Raw genomic sequence first — 19,692 nt, 5'->3', positions numbered from 1 at the left:
ATATCTCAGCTTAAAAATAAAAAAGCGCGCACCCCATCAGTTTTGTTGAGTTCACGCTTTAATTTAATATTTAGTTTGATGGGGTACTCTGAGCTAGACAATGTCTGTATGTGGCAGACATTATCGTTGCACTCATTTGCTTTATATATAAGTAGTTAGTGTATTTATAGTTAAATTATACTAATTCGATAATTACTGATTCAGCACCGTCACCACGACGAGGGCCTTCTTTAAGAATACGAGTATAACCACCTTGGCGGTCTGTATAACGTTCAGCGATTTCACCGAATAATTTTTGAAGAGCAGTTTGAGTAGTTTCATCTTCGTTTAAGATTTCAACATTTTGTAATGTTTTAGCTGCATTACGACGAGAAGCTAAATCTCCTTTTTTACCTAAAGTGATTAATTTCTCAACAACACTGCGAACTTCTTTTGCACGAGCTTCTGTAGTTTCAATACGCTCACTTACGATAAGTGAAGTAGCTAAGTTACGTAACATAGCTTTACGTTGATCAGAAGTACGACCTAATTTTCTGTAACCCATGAGTTAACCTCCTTTATCAATCTTCTTTTCTTAATCCTAATCCTAAATCTTCTAATTTATATTTTACTTCTTCAAGAGATTTACGACCTAAATTACGCACTTTCATCATGTCAGCTTCAGATTTATCAGCTAACTCTTGTACAGAATTGATTCCTGCGCGTTTCAAGCAGTTATAAGAACGTACAGATAAGTCTAATTCTTCAATAGACATTTCTAATACTTTTTCTTTTTGATCTTCCTCTTTTTCAATCATGATTTCAGCATTTTGTGCTTCATCAGTTAGACCTACAAAGATATTCAAGTGTTCAGTCATTATTTTTGCTGCTAATGATACTGATTCTTGAGGAGTGATTGAACCATTAGTCCAAACATCTAAAGTTAATTTATCAAAATCACTACTTTGACCTACACGTGTATTTTCTACTGTATAGTTAACACGTTCTACAGGTGAATATAGTGAATCTACTGGAATTACACCAATTGGTAAATCACTAGTATTATTTGTTTCAGCTAATGCGTAACCTCTACCCTTATTAGCAACAAGACGAACTTTTAAATGTCCACCTTTAGAAACAGTAGCAATTTTAAGTTCAGGATTTAAAATCTCTACATCACTGTCGTGAGTAATATCACTTGCAGTAACTTCACCTTCATCCTTAACATCGATTTCTAAAGTTTTATCTTCTTCAGAATAGATTTTTAATGCTAGCTTTTTGATGTTCATAATAATAGTAGATACATCTTCAACAACATTATCTACCGCTGAGAATTCGTGTAACACGCCTTCAATTTCGATGTACTTAACTGCTGATCCTGGTAATGAAGATAGTAGGATACGACGTAAGGAGTTTCCTAGTGTAGTACCGTAGCCACGTTCAAGTGGTTCAACAACGAACTTACCGAATTTAGCATCTTCACTAATTTCAATTGTCTCAATTCTAGGTTTTTCGATTTCTATCATTTACAAATATCCTCCTTAAATACGTCGACTTGATTTATACTGTTTGCTCAGTGACCTGTAACAACACAACCATAAATTAGACGCGACGACGTTTTGGTGGACGACAACCATTATGTGGTACTGGAGTAACGTCTCTGATTGCTGTTACTTCAAGTCCTGCTGATTGTAATGCACGGATAGCTGATTCACGGCCTGGTCCAGGTCCTTTAACTGTTACTTCTACAGTTTTTAAACCATGTTCCATAGCTGTTTTAGAAGCTGTTTCAGACGCCATTTGCGCTGCGAATGGTGTTGATTTTTTAGATCCTTTGAATCCTAATGCACCAGCAGATGACCATGATAATGCATTACCGAATTCATCAGTAATCGTTACAATTGTATTATTGAATGTTGAACGGATGTGTGCAACACCACTTTCAATATTCTTTTTCACTTTACGTTTACGAGATACTTGTTTACGTGCCATTTATTATTTGCCTCCTTTACCGATTATTTTTTCTTGTTCGCTACAGTTTTAACTGGGCCTTTACGCGTACGAGCGTTGTTTTTAGTTTTTTGACCGCGAACTGGTAAGCCACGACGGTGACGAATACCACGGTATGATGAAATTTCCATTAAACGTTTAATGTTTAAGTTTTGCTCACGACGTAAGTCACCTTCTACTTTGTAGCTATCAACTACTTCACGAATGCGACCTAATTCATCGTCAGTTAAATCTTTTACGCGAGTGTCAGCTGATACGTTAGCTTCTTCAACGATTTTTTTCGCTGTAGAAGTACCAATACCATATACATAAGTTAAAGAAATAACAACGCGTTTTTCACGTGGAATATCCACTCCTGCAATACGTGCCATATACATTTACACCTCTCTTTTATTAACCTTGTCTTTGTTTGTGTTTTGGATTTTCACAAATTACCATTACTTTACCTTTACGTTTAATGACTTTACATTTTTCGCAAATTGGTTTTACTGATGGTCTTACTTTCATTTTAATACCTCCCTATATTATGGAGTGACGATTATTTATAACGATAAGTAATTCTACCGCGTGATAAATCATACGGAGACATCTCAACAGTTACTTTGTCGCCAGGTAGAATTCGAATGTAGTTCATTCTAATTTTTCCACTTACATGTGCTAAAATTTCATGACCATTTTCTAATTCTACTTTAAACATTGCGTTTGGTAAAGTATCTAATACAGTACCTTCTAATTCAATAACATCTTGTTTAGCCATTGATTAACTTCCCCCTTTTTGCAATAGTAAGGTTATCGTCAATAGACAACTTCAACGATACGAATCTATTAGTGACTAGCTTTAATAAGTTTAACAAAAATTACGGGAATTAATTATCGTTATTTGTCACTCATATTAAATTGTATATTACAGTGTTAGTAAACATTCACATCAACATAGATCGTAAAAGTTGATCTATTGTAATTGGTCTAAGATATCAATGACATCAGTAGTAACCTCTTCAATATCTTTTGAACCATCAATATTTTTCAATACACCTATATTATCATAATATTCTAATATAGGTTTTGATTGTTTAACATTGACTTTCAAACGATTTGAAACAGTTTCCGGATTATCATCTTCACGTTGATATAATTTACCGCCATCAAGATCACAAATACCTTCAACTTTTGGAGGATTAAATACAAGATGATAAGTTGTACCACAATTCTCACAGATACGACGACCTGTAAGACGATTCATTAGTTCTTCCTCTGGAACTTCGATATTGATGACAGCATCAATATTTCTATCAAGTTCAGCCATAATTGAATTTAAAGCTTCTGCTTGATCGATTGTTCTAGGGAAACCATCTAATAAAAATCCTTTTTTTGCATCGTCTTCAGAAATTCTTTCTTTAACGATACCCACAGTAACTTCATCAGGGACTAATTCTCCACGATCCATGTATGATTTAGCTTCTTTACCTAAATCAGTTTCATCTTTAATCGCTTTTCTGAACATGTCACCAGTAGATATGTGTGGTATTGGGAATTTCTTAACAATTTCACTCGCTTGAGTTCCTTTACCTGCACCAGGTAAGCCCATTAAAATGATATTCATAAGTGCCCTCCTACAAATTATCTACCACCAAAGCCTTTATACTCTTTTTGATTTACTTGTGCTTCTAATGATTTCATAGTCTCAATAGCAACACCAATAACGATTAGTAAACTTGTACCACCAATTTGAATTGATCTTGGTAATCCCATAAACTTAGTCGCTAAAATCGGTAAAATTGCAATGACAGCTAAGAAAATAGAGCCAACAAATGTTAATCGATAAAGCACTTTAGTAATATATTTTTTCGTTTGTTCACCAGGACGAATTCCTGGGACATAACTACCTTGCTTCTTAAGGTTGTCAGCCATTTTTTCTGGATTAACTTGAACAAATGCATAAAAATATGCAAATGCAATGATTAATACAATATAGATAACCATTCCTATGTTGCTTGATGGATTTGCTGTATCAGCTATTTGTTGTGCCCATTCAGCTTTAGGGAAAAATAGCGTCAACGTTCTTGGTAATAAGAAAAATGCCATCGCAAAGATAACAGGAATAACACCAGCTGAGTTAACTTTTAAAGGTAGATAAGTTGCTTGTGAACCTAATCGTTGAGCTGTTTGTTTCTTTGCATATTGAATAGGAATTTTACGTTTCGCTTCAAGTACAAATATTGCACCTACTGTTAACAGTACTAATGCAACAATGAGTGCTACTATTTTTAACCAAGCTAAAGACGTATCTTCTTGGCCCACAAAAGCTTGTTGGCCTGCTTGAATAATACTTGATGGTAACGTTGATAAAATACCTGCAAAGATGATAAGTGAAATACCATTACCAACACCAAACTGAGTGATTTGGTCACCAAGCCATATCAAGAATGCAGTTCCTGCTGTTAAAGTTAGTGCAATCAATAAATAACTATATACAGAATAACTTACAATTAAGCGACCACCATATAAGTTATTAAATTGGAACGACATACCTATTGACTGAATGAATGCTAATATAATAGCGAAATAACGTGTTACATTGTTGATTTTTCTTCTACCTACATCACCTTGTTTAGCCCATTCAGAGAACTTAGGAACAATATCCATCTGTAATAATTGCATTACGATAGATGCGGTAATGTATGGCATGATTCCCATCGCAAATATTGAAAAGTTCTTCAAGGCTCCACCACCGAAAGTATTAAGTAAATCAGTGACACCTTGAGAACCTTTTGCTGCTTGATCAAAAGCATTAGGATTTACTCCAGGAGCTGGAATATAAGTCCCAATCTTAAAGATCACTAACATTGCTAGAGTGAAGAAAATCTTGTTTCGAACTTCTTTAGTTTTAAAGAAGCTCACAAGCGTTTGAAACATTAGATCACCTCGTGTGCTCCACCTTTAGCATCAATAGCTTCTGCTGCTGAAGTTGAGAACTTATGAGCTTTCACTGTTAATTTTTTATCTAGTGAGCCGTTACCTAGTACTTTAATACCAGATTTTTCGTTCTTAACAACACCAGATTCTACTAATAAAGCTGGAGTTACTTCAGTACCATCTTCGAATTGATTAAGTTGGTCTAAGTTAACAATAGCATATTCTTTACGATTTATGTTAGTGAAACCACGTTTTGGTAAACGACGGAATAATGGTAATTGTCCACCTTCAAATCCAGGTCTTACTTTACCACCTGAACGTGCTTTTTGACCTTTATGTCCACGGCCACTTGTTTTACCATTACCAGTTGCTGCACCACGACCTACACGGTTACGTTCTTTACGTGAACCTTCTGCTGGTTTTAACTCATGTAATTTCATGTCGGCACCTCCTTAATTATTTTTCTTCTACTGTTAATAAATGTTTAACTTTGTTGATTTGCCCACGAATAGCAGGGTTATCTTCAACAACTACTGAGCTATTAGTCTTTTTAAGACCTAAAGCTTCAACAGTTTTACGTTGTGTTTCAGGACGACCAATAACACTACGAGTGAGGGTAATTTGTAATTTAGCCATAACTTATTTTCCCTCCTTAATTATATAATTCTTCAACTGTTTTGCCGCGTAATTTCGCAACATCTTCAGCGTTTTTAAGGTTTTGTAAACCATTTAAAGTTGCACGAACCATGTTGATTGGTGTGTTTGAACCTAATGATTTACTTAAGATATCAGTGATACCTGCTAATTCTAATACCGCACGAACTGGTCCACCAGCGATAACACCAGTACCAGGAGCTGCAGGTTTCATGAATACACTACCTGAACCATAACGGCCAGTGATTGTGTGAGGTGTAGTACCTTCAACACGTGGAACTACAACTAAATCTTTTTTAGCTGCTTCTACAGCTTTTTTGATTGCTTCAGGTACCTCTTGTGCTTTACCAGTACCGAAACCTACACGACCATTTTTGTCTCCAACTACTACTAATGCAGTGAAACGGAAACGACGTCCACCTTTAACAACTTTAGCAACACGATTGATTGTAACAACGCGTTCTTCAAATTCTTTCGTTTCTTCTTCTCTACGAGCCATGTATTTGTCCCTCCTTTAAATTAAAATTCTAAACCGTTTTCTCTAGCAGCTTCTGCTAATGCTTTAACGCGTCCGTGGTATAAGTAACCTCCACGATCGAATACGATTTCTTTAATTCCTTTATCACTTGCTTTTTTAGCAATTGTTTCGCCAACTTTTGTAGATAAATCAACTTTAGTTGCTGATTCGTTAGCAATATCTTTATCTTTAGATGAAGCTTGAGCTAATGTTTCGCCTTTAACATCATCAATGATTTGTGCGTAAATGTGTTTGTTTGAACGATATACATTTAAACGTGGCTTTTCAGCTGTACCTGATAATTTAGTACGAACACGTGAATGTCTTTTCAAACGCACTTTATTTTTATCAATTTTACTGATCATTTCAATACTCCTTTCTGTAGAGTGTTATCTATTATTTACCAGTTTTACCTTCTTTACGGCGAACGTATTCACCTTGGTAACGAATACCTTTACCTTTATAAGGTTCTGGAGGTCTTACTGAACGGATGTTAGAAGCGATTGCTCCAACTTGCTCTTTAGATACACCAGAAACTTTAACAGTTGTGTTTTTCTCTACAGCGAAAGTAATTCCGTCTTCGGCTTTAATTTCAACTGGGTGAGAGTAACCAACGTTAAGTACTAAATCATTACCTTGCATTTGAGCACGGTAACCTACACCAACAAGTTCAAGTGTTTTTTCGAAACCTTGAGAAACACCTTGTACCATATTATTTAATAAAGCACGAGTTGTACCATGATCTGTTCTGTCATCTTTAGAATCAGATGGTCTTACAACTTCAATTGTGTTTTCTTCTTGTTTGAATGTCATTCTTTCGTTTAATGTTTTTGATAATTCACCTTTTGGACCTTTAACAGTTACATTATTTTTGTCAAAAGTTACTGTTACGTCACTAGGGATGTCAATAATTTTCTTACCAACACGACTCATGTTATGGCACCTCCTTATTATTTATTACCAAACGTATGCGATAATTTCTCCACCAACATTACGTTTTCTTGCTTCTTTATCAGTGATAACACCTTCAGAAGTTGATACTAATGCAATACCTAAACCATTAAGTACTTTTGGTACTTCGTTAGCTTTAGCATAAACACGTAAACCTGGTTTTGAAATACGTTTTAATCCTGTGATAACACGTTCATTGTTTTGACCATATTTTAAGAATAAACGAATAACACCTTGTTTATCGTCTTCTACGTATTCAACGTTTTTAATGAAACCTTCATTTTTTAAGATTTCAGCAATTTCTTTTTTGATATTAGACGCAGGTAATTCTAATTTATCGTGACGAACCATGTTTGCGTTTCTTACACGAGTTAGCATATCTGCGATTGGATCTGTCATTGTCATTGATTGTTGCCTCCTTTCAGACTCTTGTTTATTACCAGCTAGCTTTGCGTACGCCAGGAATTTGGCCTTTGTAAGCTAATTCACGGAAACAAATACGGCATAATTTAAATTTACGATATACAGAATGTGGACGACCACAGCGTTCACAACGAGTGTATTCACGAACTGCGAATTTTTGTTTTTTTTGTTGCTTAGCAACCATTGAAGTTTTAGCCACTTAATTAGCCTCCTTTTAGAGATTATTTACGAAATGGCATACCGAAGTTTGATAACAATTCACGAGCTTCCTCGTCAGTGTTAGCAGTAGTTACGATAACAATATCCATTCCTCTTACTTTGCTTACTTTATCATAATCGATTTCAGGGAAAATTAATTGTTCTTTAACACCTAATGTGTAGTTACCGCGACCATCGAATGCTTTTTTAGAAACACCTTGGAAGTCACGTACACGTGGTAGTGATACTGAAATAAGTTTATCTAAGAATTCATACATTCTTTCTCCGCGAAGTGTAACTTTCGCACCGATTGGCATACCTTCACGTAAACGGAATGTTGCAACTGATTTTTTAGCTTTAGTTACTAATGGTTTTTGACCAGTGATTAATTCTAACTCTTCAACAGCATTATCTAACACTTTAGAGTTTTGAACAGCGTCACCTACACCCATGTTCACTACGATTTTGTCAATTTTTGGTACTTCCATTACTGAACTATAGTTAAATTTCTTTACTAAGTTCTCAGTAACTTCAGAATTGAATTTTTCTTTTAAACGGTTCAAAGTGGATCCTCCTTTCAACTAGTAATTAATTATTAGATTTAATTTCTTCGCCAGATTTTTTTGCAATACGAACTTTTTTACCATCAACAAATTTGTAACCTACACGAGTTGGTTCGTTTGTTTTAGGGTCTAATAATTGTACGTTAGAAACATGGATAGCTGCCTCTGTTTCTAAAATTCCACCTTCAGGGTTTATTTGAGTTGGTTTTTGGTGTTTTTTAATAACGTTAACACCTTCCACAACGACACGGTCACGTTTAGGTTCAGTAGCTACTACTTTACCTTCTTTACCTTTGTCTTTACCTGCGATAACTTTTACGTTGTCACCTTTTTTGATATGCATGTGGGCACCTCCTTATATATTTTGGTTATTTGATTTTATAGTACTTCTGGTGCTAATGATACGATTTTCATGAAGTTACCTTCACGTAATTCACGAGCAACAGGACCAAAGATACGAGTACCACGTGGGCCTTTGTCATCACGAATGATAACACATGCATTTTCGTCAAATTTGATATATGAACCATCGTTACGGCGTACACCTGATTTAGTACGTACTACAACAGCTTTGACAACATCGCCTTTTTTAACAACGCCACCTGGTGTTGCATTTTTAACAGTACATACGATAATATCGCCGATGTTCGCTGTTTTGCGACCAGATCCACCTAATACTTTAATTGTAAGAACTTCACGAGCACCAGAGTTGTCTGCTACTTTTAAACGTGTCTCTTGTTGGATCATTAGTTAAACCTCCCTTATCTCTAATCTTGAATTAAATAATTACTGACTCTTCAACAATTTCTACTAAACGAAAACGTTTTGTTGCTGATAAAGGACGAGTTTCTTGAATTTTAACAATGTCTCCTAATTTAGCTGAATTGTTTTCATCATGAGTTTTGTATTTTTTTGAGTATTTTACTCGTTTGCCGTATAATTTGTGTGTTTTGTAAGTTTCAACAAGTACTGTAATAGTCTTGTCCATTTTGTCAGAAACAACTCTACCTACATAAACTTTACGATCATTTCTTTCGCTCACTTTTGTAACCTCCTCTTTCAATTAATTATTGATTAGCCTTACTTTGTTCAATTTCTCTTTCACGAGCAACAGTTTTTAGACGTGCAATCGTTTTTCTTACTGTGCGAATACGTGCAGTTTCTTCTAATTGACCTGTAGCTAACTGAAAGCGTAGGTTAAAAAGCTCTTCTTTTGAAGATTTGATTTGTTCTTCGATTTCTGAAGTGGTTAAGTCTCTAATTTCCTTAGCTTTCATTTGTTTCACCACCCAATTCTTCACGTTTTACAAACTTAGTTTTCACTGGAAGTTTGTGACTTGCTAAACGTAGTGCTTCGCGTGCAACTTCTTCTTGTACACCAGCGACTTCGAATAAAATTCTACCAGGTTTAACGACTGCAATCCAGCCTTCAACCGCACCTTTACCGGCACCCATACGTACTTCTAAAGGTTTTTTAGTATATGGTGTATGAGGGAAGATTTTGATCCAAACTTTCCCACCACGTTTCATATAACGAGTCATTGCAATACGAGCTGATTCGATTTGACGAGAAGTGATCCAAGACGTTGTTGTCGCTTGTAAACCATACTCACCAAATGTTACATAGTTACCGCCTTTTGAACGACCAGTTGTTTTAGGACGATGTTGACGACGATATTTAACACGTTTTGGTAGTAACATGATTATTTTCCTCCTTCACTAGTGTTCTTAGTAGTAGGAAGAACTTCTCCACGATAAATCCATACTTTAACGCCTAATTTACCATAAGTAGTATCTGCTTCAGCGTGTGCATAATCGATGTCAGCACGTAATGTATGAAGTGGAACAGTTCCTTCAGAATATTGTTCAGCACGAGCAATATCAGCTCCGCCTAAACGACCTGATACTTGAGTTTTAATACCTTTAGCACCAAGTTTCATAGCTCTTGTAATAGCTTGTTTTTGTACACGACGGAATGAAGCACGGTTTTCTAATTGACGTGCGATATTTTCAGCAACTAATCTTGCATCAATATCAATTTTCTTAATTTCAATTACGTTGATGTGTACTTTTTTATCAGTTAAAGCGTTTAATTTGTTACGAAGTTTATCAATTTCTGAACCGCCTTTACCAATTACCATACCAGGTTTACCAGTATGAATTGCGATATTAATACGGTTTGCAGCACGTTCGATATCTACGTGAGAAACTGATGCTTCTTTTAATTCATTATCAATAAATTTACGGATTTTTAAATCTTCGTGTAATAGTGAAGCGAAATCTTTTTCAGCATACCATTTTGCTTCCCAATCACGGATGATTCCAACACGAAGTCCGATTGGATTAATTTTTTGACCCACAGTATTCCCTCCTTAGAAAGTTATTAAGCTTCTTTAGCTTCTTCTTTACCGTCACTTACGACGATTGTAATGTGGCTTGTACGTTTATTAATCGCACTTGCACGTCCTTGCGCACGTGGGCGGAAACGTTTTAAAGTTGGTCCTTCATTAGCGTAAGCTTCTTTAACTACTAATTCATCTGTGTTCATGTCGTAGTTATGTTCAGCGTTAGCTAAAGCGGACATTAATACTTTTTCGATAACTGGTGATGAAGCTTTGTTAGTTAATTTTAAAATTGCAATAGCTTCTCCAGCATTTTTACCTCTAATTAAGTCAAGAACTAATCTTACTTTACGAGGTGCGATTCTTATTGTTCTAGCAACCGCTTTTGCTTCCATTAGGATTTCCTCCTCTACTTATTAAAAATTATCTTCTTGTTTTTTTATCGTCAACAGCATGACCTTTAAATGTACGAGTTGGTGCGAATTCACCTAATTTGTGGCCTACCATATCTTCTGTTACATATACAGGTACATGTTTACGTCCATCGTATACTGCGAAAGTATGACCAATGAAATTTGGGAAAACTGTAGAACGACGAGACCATGTTTTAATTACTTGTTTCTTTTCACTTCCGTCTTGTGCTTCAACTTTTTTCATTAAGTGATCATCGACGAAAGGTCCTTTTTTAATACTACGAGCCATTTGGGCGCCTCCCTTCTTATTCTGTGCGTGCAGCTGTTACGCCGCACACCCAAATAAGTTAATTTTATTATTTTTTCTTACGTCCACGAACGATAAGTTTGTCTGATGATTTTTTACCACGACGTGTTTTCTTACCAAGCGTAGGTTTACCCCAAGGTGACATTGGAGATGGTCTACCGATAGGTGCACGACCTTCACCACCACCGTGTGGGTGATCGTTAGGGTTCATTACAGAACCACGAACTGTAGGGCGGATACCTTTCCATCTTGAACGTCCAGCTTTACCAACGTTTACTAGTTCGTGTTGGATGTTACCAACTTGACCAATAGTAGCACGGCAAGTTGAAAGAATCATACGAACTTCACCAGAGCGTAATCTGATTAATACATATTTACCTTCTTTACCTAACACTTGAGAGCTAGCTCCAGCTGAACGAGCAATTTGTCCACCTTTACCAGGTTTTAACTCGATATTGTGGATTACTGTACCTACAGGAATGTTTTGTAATGGTAAAGCATTACCTACTTTGATATCTGCTTCAGCACCACTTTCAACTGTTTGACCTACTTGTAATCCTTTAGGTGCGATGATATAACGTTTTTCACCATCAGCATATACTAATAATGCAATGTTAGCTGAACGGTTTGGATCGTATTGGATAGAATCAACTTTAGCGTTGATACCGTCTTTGTTACGTTTAAAATCGATAACACGGTATTGACGTTTATGTCCTCCACCATGATGACGAACAGTCAATTTACCTTGGTTGTTACGTCCCGCTCTTTTCGGTAGCGGTTGTAATAATGACTTTTCTGGTGTAGTTTTCGTAATTTCAGCGAAATCTAATGAAGTCATATTACGACGACCATTAGTTATTGGCTTATACTTTTTAAGAGCCATTGTCGTTTACCTCCTTATTGGTAATGTTTTTTAGTTGAATAAGTCGATTGAACCTTCTTTAAGTTTTACAATCGCTTTTCTTCTTTTATTTGTGTAGCCTTGGTAACGGCCCATACGTTTTTTCTTAGGTTTGTAGTTGATGATGTTAACATTATCAACTTTTACGTCGAAGATTTCTTCAACAGCAATTTTAACTTGTGTTTTGTTAGCACGAGTATCAACATCGAATGTATATTTATCTTCTGCCATTGCTTCTGAAGATTTCTCAGTGATTACGGGGCGCTTAAGAATATCTCTAGCTTCCATTATCCGAGCACCTCCTCAACTTTTTTAGCAGCAGCTTCAGTGATTACTACACTGTCAGCGCTTGTGATATCTAATACATTTAAACCTTGAGCAGTTGTTACTTGAACACCTGGGATGTTACGTGCTGATAATTCAACGTTTACATCTTCGTTTTCAACAACTACTAAGACTTTTTTAGGTTGTTCTAATGTAGTTAAAACATTTTTGAATTCTTTTGTTTTTGGAGCATCGAAACCGAATGCATCTACAATTGTGAATCCATTTTCTTTAACTTTGAATGATAATGCAGAACGTAATGCTAAACGACGCATTTTCTTAGGCATTTTGTAACCGTAACTTCTTGGAGTTGGTCCGAATACAACGCCACCGCCACGCCATTGTGGAGCACGGATTGTACCTTGACGAGCACGACCTGTTCCTTTTTGTCTCCATGGTTTACGTCCACCGCCACGTACTGCTGAACGGTTTTTAACAGAATGAGTACCTTGACGTAATGAAGCACGTTGTAAATTAATAGCTTCAAATAGAACGCTATTATTTGGTTCGATTGCAAATACTGCATCGCTTAATTCAACTGAACCACTTTTTGATCCGTCTACTTTTAAAACATCATAATTAGCCATTATGCATTTTCCTCCTTTCACTTATTAATTATTTATTACCTTTTTTAATTGATTTAATTGAAGTTGAAATTTCTACTAAACCTTTTTTAGGTCCAGGTACATTACCTTTTACTAAGATCACACTGTTTTCTGTGTCAACTTGTACTACTTCTAGGTTTTGTACAGTAACTGTGTTTCCACCCATACGGCCTGGCATTTTTTGACCTTTAAATACTCTTGAAGCATCTGAAGCCATACCTACAGAACCTGGTGCTCTGTGGAAATGAGAACCGTGAGCCATTGGTCCACGAGCTTGTCCGTGGCGTTTAATAGCACCTTGGAAACCTTTACCTTTTGAAACGCCTGTAACATCAATGATGTCACCAGTTTCGAATGTATCAACTGAGACTTCTTGACCTACTTCGTATTCATCAACGTTAACGTTTCTGAATTCACGAATGAAGCGCTTAGGTGCTGTGTCAGCTTTTTTAGCATGACCTTCAGCTGGTTTATTAGCATATTTATTAGTTTTAGAACCTTTTTTATATGCTTTTTTGTCTTCGAATCCTACTTGGATTGCGTTGTAACCGTCAACTTCTTTAGTTTTCTTTTGTAATACAACGTTTTGTGCTGCTTCTACTACTGTTATTGGGATTAATTCACCGTTTTCTCCAAACACTTGTGTCATCCCGATTTTTCTTCCTAAGATTCCTTTGGTCATCGAAAGTCCACCTCCTAAATTTTTCTATTATAATTTGATTTCGATGTCTACACCAGATGGTAAGTTTAAGCCCATAAGAGCATCAACTGTTTTTGGTGTTGGGTTAACAATATCGATTAAACGTTTATGAGTACGTTGTTCGAATTGTTCACGTGAATCTTTGTACTTATGCACGGCACGGATGATTGTATAAACTGACTTTTCTGTTGGTAACGGAATTGGTCCAGAAACATCTGCACCAGAACGTTTAGCAGTTTCAACAATTTTTTCTGCTGATTGATCAATCACGCGGTGATCATAAGCTTTTAATCTGATTCTGATTTTTTGTTTTGCCATAATTTTCCCTCCTTATTCGTCTACATTTAAGTGATAGACTTCTCCACGAAAACTATCTCACACAGCGCCATGGCAAAGCGGCCGGGTGTGTCAGTAACCTTTCGCTTCATCGCGTTTTTTAAAGTCCAACATTAGATATGTTACATGAAAATCATTGATAAATCAATGGTTTCCACTAACTTTTTCTGTTCTGTCTAACACATACTTTGTTATTGTACTTTAAATGTATTGCTTATTCAACCGTTTTAGGGAATTTTTTTACTTTATTTTTAATTTCATTTCTTTAACCTAATCTTTTTAATACTAACTTCGGTTCCTTTTTATTATAATAGAAGAGAACGGGGGTGAATTAAATGAAAAACGGTATTAAACTTACCCTAGCAATAATTGGTGTTTTCTTAATCATTTGTGAATTCTTTTATGGTATTCCATTTTTAGGTGGTAGCGTTATTGTAAGCTTTGGATGGCAACCATTATTATTTAATGCGTTTCTTTATCTAATTCTTACTATAATATTATTAGTTGACACTCAAAATACTATTAAACCTATGGTGATAATTCCAATACTTGGAATTATTGGTTCGTTTGTAGCATTTATTCCTTTTGTAGGCATGATTATTCATTGGGCATTGTTTGTATTGATGATTTTCTTTGTTTTTATTGTTCTAGCTGCGCCAACTTATATCCCGAATAAAAACGCAAGAGTTATCTATACACAATATAAAGATGGTCATAAATCTAAATAGCGATTATATTGCTTCGTAATAAGAAAAGACGTTCACACTTATGATGGTGTGAACGTCTTTTTTATATTTAGCCATGTACGAAGATGAAGTATAAAATGAATAATACCATTAATACATACATAATCGGATGTACTTCTTTATGTCTTTTACTAATTAACATGGTAATTGGATAGAAAATAAATCCACATGCAATACCAGTAGCTATTGAATATGATAACGGCATCATGATAATTGTAATAAATGCAGGAACTGCAACTTCGAATCGTTTCCAATTGATCTCAGCAAAATTTGCTGCCATTAACACACCCACGACTACAAGTGCTGGCGTTGTAACTGCACTTGTAACTACAGCGATTAATGGACTAAAGAATAGTGCTAATAAGAAACAGAATCCAGTTACAATACTAGCAAAGCCTGTTCTAGCTCCTACTGCCACACCTGAAGTTGATTCAATGTATGATGTAGTTGTTGTAGTACCGAAAATAGCACCTACAATTGTTGCTAGTGAATCTGAGAATAAAGCTCTACCTGCTCTAGGTAACTTGTTGTCTTTCATAATGCCGGCTTGTGTTGCTACTGCAACTAAAGTACCTGCAGTATCAAAGAAATCAATAAATAAGAAAGTTAAAATGACGATTAAGAATTGTATCGTAAATAATTGTCCTGGGTCTTTAAATGCTTCAAATGCTGCGCCAAATGTTGGTTTAATACTTGGAATATGACCTACAACGCCTGTTGGTGTGTGAATTTGACCTGTTATCATACCAACGATAGCAGTAATGATCATACCAATAAATATAGAACCTGGTACTTTTTTCGCATATAACACAACTGTAATAACAATACCGAATATTGCTAATAACACTGGGGCTTTAGTTAAATGACCTAGTGTTACTAATGTTGAGTCATTTTTAACAATGATACCTGAGCTTTGCAGACCAACAAAGGTAATAAACAGTCCTATTCCAGCTGAGACGGCCATTTTCATCTGATAAGGTATTGCGTTAATTATAATCTCACGAAGGCCTGTGACGGTCAAAATCGCGAAGAATATACCTGAGAATAAAACGCCTGTTAAACCGACTTTCCATGGAATGCCCATTGTTAAAACAACTGTAAATGCGAAGAAGGCATTTAGTCCCATTCCAGGTGCTAATGCTATAGGGTACTTTGCAATAAGGCCCATAAATAATGAACCTACAAATGCTGCTAAAGCAGTAGCTACAAAAATGGCCCCTTGGTCCATCTTCATATCTTCAGATACACCTTTAACGCCTGCTAAACTTAAAACTTGTGGATTTACTGCTAAAATATAAGCCATTGATAAGAAAGTAGTGATACCACCTAAGATTTCTCTTTTGAAGTTAGTACCATATTCATCGAACTTGAAGTATTTTTTCACGGCTAATGCTCCTTTTTTTGAAATACTTTAATATTTTAATACCAATTTTCTAAAAAGACAATACTAAATACGAACTTTCATAAATTTTACTTCGTTTTTGTTCGAATTTATTTACAATTTTAGATTTTTTAAAGCATCTTTAAACGGATTGTTATCAAGTTCTTCTTGTTGATTCATGTATTTCTTCATTTCCTTTTTAGACACTTTACCACTCGACTTTTCTTTCATACGTTTATCCATTTGTGCTTGGGTTTCTGAATGACCACATACGCATCTATAAGTTGCATCTTTTCCTCTACCAAATAAAGTCATTTTCTTTTTACAATTTGGACAACGTGCATTTGTTTTTCTTTGAATATTTTTCTTTGTTTTACATGTAGGATCTTGGCATACTAACATTTGACCATTTTTGGTTTTGACTTTAATCATAAATTTGCCACATGTTGGACATTCAGTAGTAGTTAAATTATCATGTTTGTATTTCTGTTCACTATTTTTAATAATATTAACAATATCAGTTGTAAATGCCTTCATCTCTTTTATAAATTGATGTTTATTGTATCTTCCTTTTTCAATTAGTATTAATTTTTCTTCCCATTCAGCCGTTAATAATGGTGAAGTTAATTTTGAAGGTGCAAGTTCTAAAATTTGTTTACCTTTTGATGTTACTTTAATTTTGCCATCCCTTGATTCAATTGCATTCATATTGAAGAGTTTCTCAATAATATCAGCTCGTGTTGCTACAGTCCCAATACCACCCGCTTCTTTTAGTGTATGAACGTGTTTTTTATCATCCAAATGTATATAATTCTGAGGACTTTCCATAGCTTTTAATAACGTACCCTCATTAAAATAATCTGGCGGTGTTGTTTGATGTGACTTTATATCGGTGTGTTGTATGTTAACTGTTTGATTATTTTTAAAAGGATTCTGAGTTACAATTTCATTTTCTTGTTGTTTCAATGCTTTAAACCCTAATTGAGTTGTGACATTTTCGTTTAATACAAATTTGAACTGACCTACTGCTAAATGCACTTTAATATGTTGATATTCATAGGGTGGCATTAAACTTTCAAGAAATCTTTCTACTATTAACATATAGATTTTCATTTCTCTATTACTTAATTGAGATAAGTCTGGTCTTATTTCGGTAGGAATAATCGCATGGTGATCAAAAACTTTTTGGTTATTAAATATATTCATTTTAGTGGAATAAGAGTGAGACATTAATTCTCTTATATTTTCTTTATATTCTGTCGGCAGTAAAGCTTGTAATCTTTCTTTGATAGTCGACACCATATCGGTCGTTAAATAATTAGAATCAGTTCGTGGGTATGTAACTAACTTATGTCTTTCATATAGATTCTGTAAGGTATTCAACGTTTCTTTTGGTCTCAACTTATAGCGATGATAAGCATCTTGTTGTAAATCTGTTAAGTTATATAAAGATCTAGGGTAAGTTTTTTTATGTTTAGACACTACTTTTTCAATTTGGCCTTTTTTATTTTTAATTTCATCTACAATTGACTTAAGTTCTTTCTGGTCAGTGATTCGACGTTGTCCAGAATCAAAGCTAAACTCAAACCCGTCTACTTTAATTATTAATGTATAGTATGTTTGCGGTTTAAATTCATTAATTTCATTTTGACGTGATTGAACCAATTGTATAGTAGGCGTTTGTACCCGACCTAAAGATAATTGTGCATCATATTTAGTTGTCAAAGCTCTTGTTGCATTAATACCAACTACCCAATCGGCTTCACTTCTTGCTAAAGCTGCATCGTATAAGTGTTGGTATTGACGGCCATCTTTTAGATGGTTAAAACCGTCTTTAATAGCTTTCTTAGTTACCGAACTTATCCATAAACGCTTAATAGGTTTTTTGTTTCCAACTTTATCTAAAATAAGTCTTGCAACAAGTTCCCCTTCTCTACCAGCATCTGTAGCAATAATAATTTCATTAACATTGTCTCTTTGCATAAGTGACTTTACTGTTTTAAATTGTTTACTGGTTTTACCAATCACTACTGTTTTCATTTGTTTCGGAATGATTGGTAAATCTTCAAGCTTCCATTCCTGAAACGACTTGTCATATTGTTCTGGAGTAGCATTCGTAACTAGATGACCTAATGCCCAAGTTACAATATATTGATTATTTTCAAAATAACCATTTCTTTTCTGATTTATATTAAGTGCACTTGCGATATCTCGTGCTACTGAAGGTTTTTCTGCTAAAATTAATGATTGCATTTGTGATAATTCCCTTTCTTATTTAACTATAATAAATATAGATTTAAGTTTATTTAATGTCTATAATGATTATGTTTAATGGATTACATTAATTGTAACATGTACATGTATCAATTAACTTTCAATTATTTGTAATTACCCATATAATTATATTAATCACAATGTTACGGAGGTAGGATTATGGACATTATTCAATTGAATGACCCTAAAGAAATAAAATCTTTCATTGAGACTTCTGATTACCAAGTAACTTCCTATTTATATAAGATACCTCAACAATTTACTGAATTTGATCAATTATTAGAAGAAGCAATAGATAATCCTGGCGCATTTGCCATCACTGAAGATAGCCAAATCAAAGCACTGATTTTTGCAATTCCATGTGAAACATATAAATTCAAAGTGATTGGCCCCTTTATAGAAACAAATTTCACATTGACCCCGGAATTATTCCAACAATTATTTGATGCTATGATAGCTGGGCAACCTGATCATGCAGTATATCATTTTTCATTTGAAGAAGGTGTACAAACATATAAACCTTTCGTTAAACAAATACAAGCCAGTTATAATTTCACGGACTATTATTTAGAAGCTCATCAAGATATAGGAGAACTTAGTAGTGAGCAAAATATTATTGAATACCAAAAAGGATTTTACCGTGCATTTTCGCGTATGCATCAGAAAACATTTAGACATGATGCTATGGATGCAAATGACATTTTAAATAGTATTGATGAAACACATCGATTATTTCTATTCGTTAGTGAAGGTTTATTAAAAGGTTATTTATATTTAGACGTCAATAAGCAACAAGCTAGTGCTGAAATAAAATATTTCAGTTCACATATTGATTATCGTATGAAAGGTATCGCCTTTGATTTATTAGAATACGCATTAAATTATGCATTTACTCATTTCGATTTGCGTAAAGTTTATTTCAAAATACGTAATAAAAACAGTAAACTTGTTGAACGTTTTAACGAATTAGGTTTTAAAACTAATTATGAATATAAAAAATATAAATTAGAACCACAACATATACATGAAACAGTTAATACTAATGACAATTAAAAATGTCTATTATACATCTCCCTATTCTTGGGTGATGTATTTTTTATCGCATCAAAACAAAATTCGAGCGATGTTTTTTACTATTCTACCAATTTGTTT

At 34.7% G+C, this 19,692-nt stretch carries 33 protein-coding genes; 2 read left to right on the top strand and 31 right to left on the bottom strand.

The features are described from left to right. Positions 1-175 precede the first annotated feature (175 nt). The 29 genes from rplQ to rpsJ form a co-directional block, all read right to left on the bottom strand. Complete coding sequence (gene rplQ, locus JX000_RS03205; RefSeq protein WP_002466473.1) at positions 176-544, bottom strand: 50S ribosomal protein L17; 369 nt, start codon at positions 542-544, stop codon at positions 176-178. 16 nt (positions 545-560) lie between these two features. Continuing rightward, positions 561-1,505 (bottom strand): DNA-directed RNA polymerase subunit alpha, encoded by a 945-nt coding sequence (locus tag JX000_RS03200; protein WP_002450508.1) that lies wholly within the window; start codon positions 1,503-1,505, stop codon positions 561-563. Between the two features lie 76 nt (positions 1,506-1,581). Next, positions 1,582-1,971 (bottom strand): 30S ribosomal protein S11, encoded by a 390-nt coding sequence (gene rpsK / locus JX000_RS03195; RefSeq protein WP_002450509.1) that lies wholly within the window; start codon positions 1,969-1,971, stop codon positions 1,582-1,584. A gap of 23 nt (positions 1,972-1,994) precedes the next feature. Continuing rightward, the gene (gene rpsM, locus JX000_RS03190) at positions 1,995-2,360 is read right to left on the bottom strand and encodes a 30S ribosomal protein S13 (RefSeq protein WP_002450510.1); all 366 of its coding nucleotides are present in this window, start codon (positions 2,358-2,360) and stop codon (positions 1,995-1,997) included. Between the two features lie 22 nt (positions 2,361-2,382). Next, complete coding sequence (gene rpmJ, locus JX000_RS03185) at positions 2,383-2,496, bottom strand: 50S ribosomal protein L36 (RefSeq protein WP_000868342.1); 114 nt, start codon at positions 2,494-2,496, stop codon at positions 2,383-2,385. 31 nt (positions 2,497-2,527) lie between these two features. Continuing rightward, complete coding sequence (gene infA, locus JX000_RS03180) at positions 2,528-2,746, bottom strand: translation initiation factor IF-1 (protein WP_001829792.1); 219 nt, start codon at positions 2,744-2,746, stop codon at positions 2,528-2,530. Positions 2,747-2,941: 195 nt separating this feature from the next. After that, on the bottom strand, positions 2,942-3,592 hold the full coding sequence (locus JX000_RS03175) for an adenylate kinase (protein ID WP_126510242.1): 651 nt from the start codon (positions 3,590-3,592) through the stop codon (positions 2,942-2,944). Positions 3,593-3,609: 17 nt separating this feature from the next. Then, entirely contained in the window at positions 3,610-4,905 is a 1,296-nt protein-coding gene (gene secY / locus JX000_RS03170; protein WP_206140869.1) for a preprotein translocase subunit SecY, read from the bottom strand. Then, positions 4,905-5,345: a 50S ribosomal protein L15 gene (gene rplO / locus JX000_RS03165; protein WP_002450513.1), complete on the bottom strand. Its 441-nt coding sequence runs from the start codon at positions 5,343-5,345 to the stop codon at positions 4,905-4,907. The genes secY and rplO overlap by 1 nt, the downstream gene beginning before the upstream one ends. A 16-nt stretch (positions 5,346-5,361) precedes the next feature. Further along, entirely contained in the window at positions 5,362-5,541 is a 180-nt protein-coding gene (rpmD, locus tag JX000_RS03160; RefSeq protein ID WP_001096576.1) for a 50S ribosomal protein L30, read from the bottom strand. Between the two features lie 16 nt (positions 5,542-5,557). Continuing rightward, the gene (gene rpsE, locus JX000_RS03155; protein ID WP_002450514.1) at positions 5,558-6,058 is read right to left on the bottom strand and encodes a 30S ribosomal protein S5; all 501 of its coding nucleotides are present in this window, start codon (positions 6,056-6,058) and stop codon (positions 5,558-5,560) included. A gap of 20 nt (positions 6,059-6,078) precedes the next feature. Beyond that, positions 6,079-6,441, bottom strand: a complete 363-nt coding sequence (rplR, locus tag JX000_RS03150) for a 50S ribosomal protein L18 (RefSeq protein WP_002450515.1) — start codon at positions 6,439-6,441, stop codon at positions 6,079-6,081. 31 nt (positions 6,442-6,472) lie between these two features. Further along, a complete protein-coding gene (gene rplF, locus JX000_RS03145; protein ID WP_002450516.1) occupies positions 6,473-7,009 on the bottom strand; it encodes a 50S ribosomal protein L6 in 537 nt (178 codons plus the stop codon). Between the two features lie 24 nt (positions 7,010-7,033). Beyond that, on the bottom strand, positions 7,034-7,432 hold the full coding sequence (gene rpsH / locus JX000_RS03140) for a 30S ribosomal protein S8 (protein ID WP_002450517.1): 399 nt from the start codon (positions 7,430-7,432) through the stop codon (positions 7,034-7,036). A gap of 31 nt (positions 7,433-7,463) precedes the next feature. Next, complete coding sequence (locus JX000_RS03135; RefSeq protein WP_001829713.1) at positions 7,464-7,649, bottom strand: type Z 30S ribosomal protein S14; 186 nt, start codon at positions 7,647-7,649, stop codon at positions 7,464-7,466. Positions 7,650-7,671: 22 nt separating this feature from the next. After that, positions 7,672-8,211, bottom strand: a complete 540-nt coding sequence (gene rplE, locus JX000_RS03130) for a 50S ribosomal protein L5 (protein WP_002466470.1) — start codon at positions 8,209-8,211, stop codon at positions 7,672-7,674. 25 nt (positions 8,212-8,236) lie between these two features. After that, on the bottom strand, positions 8,237-8,554 hold the full coding sequence (rplX, locus tag JX000_RS03125; protein WP_206140868.1) for a 50S ribosomal protein L24: 318 nt from the start codon (positions 8,552-8,554) through the stop codon (positions 8,237-8,239). A 35-nt stretch (positions 8,555-8,589) separates the two neighbouring features. After that, positions 8,590-8,958: a 50S ribosomal protein L14 gene (gene rplN, locus JX000_RS03120; protein ID WP_002432661.1), complete on the bottom strand. Its 369-nt coding sequence runs from the start codon at positions 8,956-8,958 to the stop codon at positions 8,590-8,592. A 31-nt stretch (positions 8,959-8,989) separates the two neighbouring features. Further along, positions 8,990-9,253, bottom strand: coding sequence for a 30S ribosomal protein S17 (gene rpsQ / locus JX000_RS03115; protein ID WP_002432741.1), 264 nt, complete (start codon positions 9,251-9,253; stop codon positions 8,990-8,992). A gap of 25 nt (positions 9,254-9,278) precedes the next feature. Beyond that, positions 9,279-9,488 carry a 50S ribosomal protein L29 gene (gene rpmC, locus JX000_RS03110; protein ID WP_000644737.1) on the bottom strand — a complete coding sequence of 70 codons (210 nt, stop codon included), beginning with the start codon at positions 9,486-9,488 and terminating at the stop codon, positions 9,279-9,281. Then, entirely contained in the window at positions 9,478-9,912 is a 435-nt protein-coding gene (gene rplP / locus JX000_RS03105) for a 50S ribosomal protein L16 (RefSeq protein ID WP_002450520.1), read from the bottom strand. The genes rpmC and rplP overlap by 11 nt, the downstream gene beginning before the upstream one ends. Before the next feature lie 2 nt (positions 9,913-9,914). Continuing rightward, a complete protein-coding gene (gene rpsC, locus JX000_RS03100; protein ID WP_002450521.1) occupies positions 9,915-10,571 on the bottom strand; it encodes a 30S ribosomal protein S3 in 657 nt (218 codons plus the stop codon). 23 nt (positions 10,572-10,594) lie between these two features. Next, positions 10,595-10,948, bottom strand: coding sequence for a 50S ribosomal protein L22 (gene rplV / locus JX000_RS03095; RefSeq protein ID WP_001829734.1), 354 nt, complete (start codon positions 10,946-10,948; stop codon positions 10,595-10,597). Positions 10,949-10,976: 28 nt separating this feature from the next. Beyond that, complete coding sequence (rpsS, locus tag JX000_RS03090) at positions 10,977-11,255, bottom strand: 30S ribosomal protein S19 (RefSeq protein WP_002450522.1); 279 nt, start codon at positions 11,253-11,255, stop codon at positions 10,977-10,979. Between the two features lie 67 nt (positions 11,256-11,322). Then, on the bottom strand, positions 11,323-12,156 hold the full coding sequence (gene rplB, locus JX000_RS03085) for a 50S ribosomal protein L2 (protein WP_002450523.1): 834 nt from the start codon (positions 12,154-12,156) through the stop codon (positions 11,323-11,325). 30 nt (positions 12,157-12,186) lie between these two features. Then, positions 12,187-12,462, bottom strand: coding sequence for a 50S ribosomal protein L23 (rplW, locus tag JX000_RS03080; RefSeq protein WP_002450524.1), 276 nt, complete (start codon positions 12,460-12,462; stop codon positions 12,187-12,189). Then, on the bottom strand, positions 12,462-13,085 hold the full coding sequence (rplD, locus tag JX000_RS03075; RefSeq protein WP_058710003.1) for a 50S ribosomal protein L4: 624 nt from the start codon (positions 13,083-13,085) through the stop codon (positions 12,462-12,464). Before rplD ends, rplW begins: the two co-directional genes overlap by 1 nt. Before the next feature lie 28 nt (positions 13,086-13,113). Then, a complete protein-coding gene (gene rplC, locus JX000_RS03070; protein WP_206140867.1) occupies positions 13,114-13,785 on the bottom strand; it encodes a 50S ribosomal protein L3 in 672 nt (223 codons plus the stop codon). Between the two features lie 27 nt (positions 13,786-13,812). Continuing rightward, entirely contained in the window at positions 13,813-14,121 is a 309-nt protein-coding gene (gene rpsJ / locus JX000_RS03065) for a 30S ribosomal protein S10 (RefSeq protein WP_001118667.1), read from the bottom strand. Positions 14,122-14,474: 353 nt separating this feature from the next. Between rpsJ and JX000_RS03060 the strand changes: the two genes are divergently transcribed. Continuing rightward, positions 14,475-14,867, top strand: coding sequence for a hypothetical protein (locus JX000_RS03060; protein ID WP_002450527.1), 393 nt, complete (start codon positions 14,475-14,477; stop codon positions 14,865-14,867). A gap of 67 nt (positions 14,868-14,934) precedes the next feature. On the opposite strand, the gene JX000_RS03055 is transcribed toward JX000_RS03060, so the two are convergent. Both JX000_RS03055 and JX000_RS03050 read right to left on the bottom strand, forming a co-directional pair. Then, positions 14,935-16,269 carry an NCS2 family permease gene (locus JX000_RS03055; RefSeq protein ID WP_002450321.1) on the bottom strand — a complete coding sequence of 445 codons (1,335 nt, stop codon included), beginning with the start codon at positions 16,267-16,269 and terminating at the stop codon, positions 14,935-14,937. Between the two features lie 111 nt (positions 16,270-16,380). Then, entirely contained in the window at positions 16,381-18,519 is a 2,139-nt protein-coding gene (locus JX000_RS03050; RefSeq protein WP_206140866.1) for a DNA topoisomerase III, read from the bottom strand. 180 nt (positions 18,520-18,699) lie between these two features. On the opposite strand from JX000_RS03050, the gene JX000_RS03045 reads away from it, so the two are divergent. After that, entirely contained in the window at positions 18,700-19,593 is an 894-nt protein-coding gene (locus tag JX000_RS03045) for a GNAT family N-acetyltransferase (RefSeq protein WP_002450319.1), read from the top strand. Positions 19,594-19,692 lie beyond the last annotated feature (99 nt).

The sequence above is a fragment of the Staphylococcus sp. SB1-57 genome (assembly GCF_017086425.1).
Classification (GTDB): Bacteria; Bacillota; Bacilli; order Staphylococcales; family Staphylococcaceae; genus Staphylococcus; species Staphylococcus warneri_A.
Note: the sequence above shows the minus strand (reverse complement) of the source record. Positions and strands in the feature narration are given on the sequence as shown.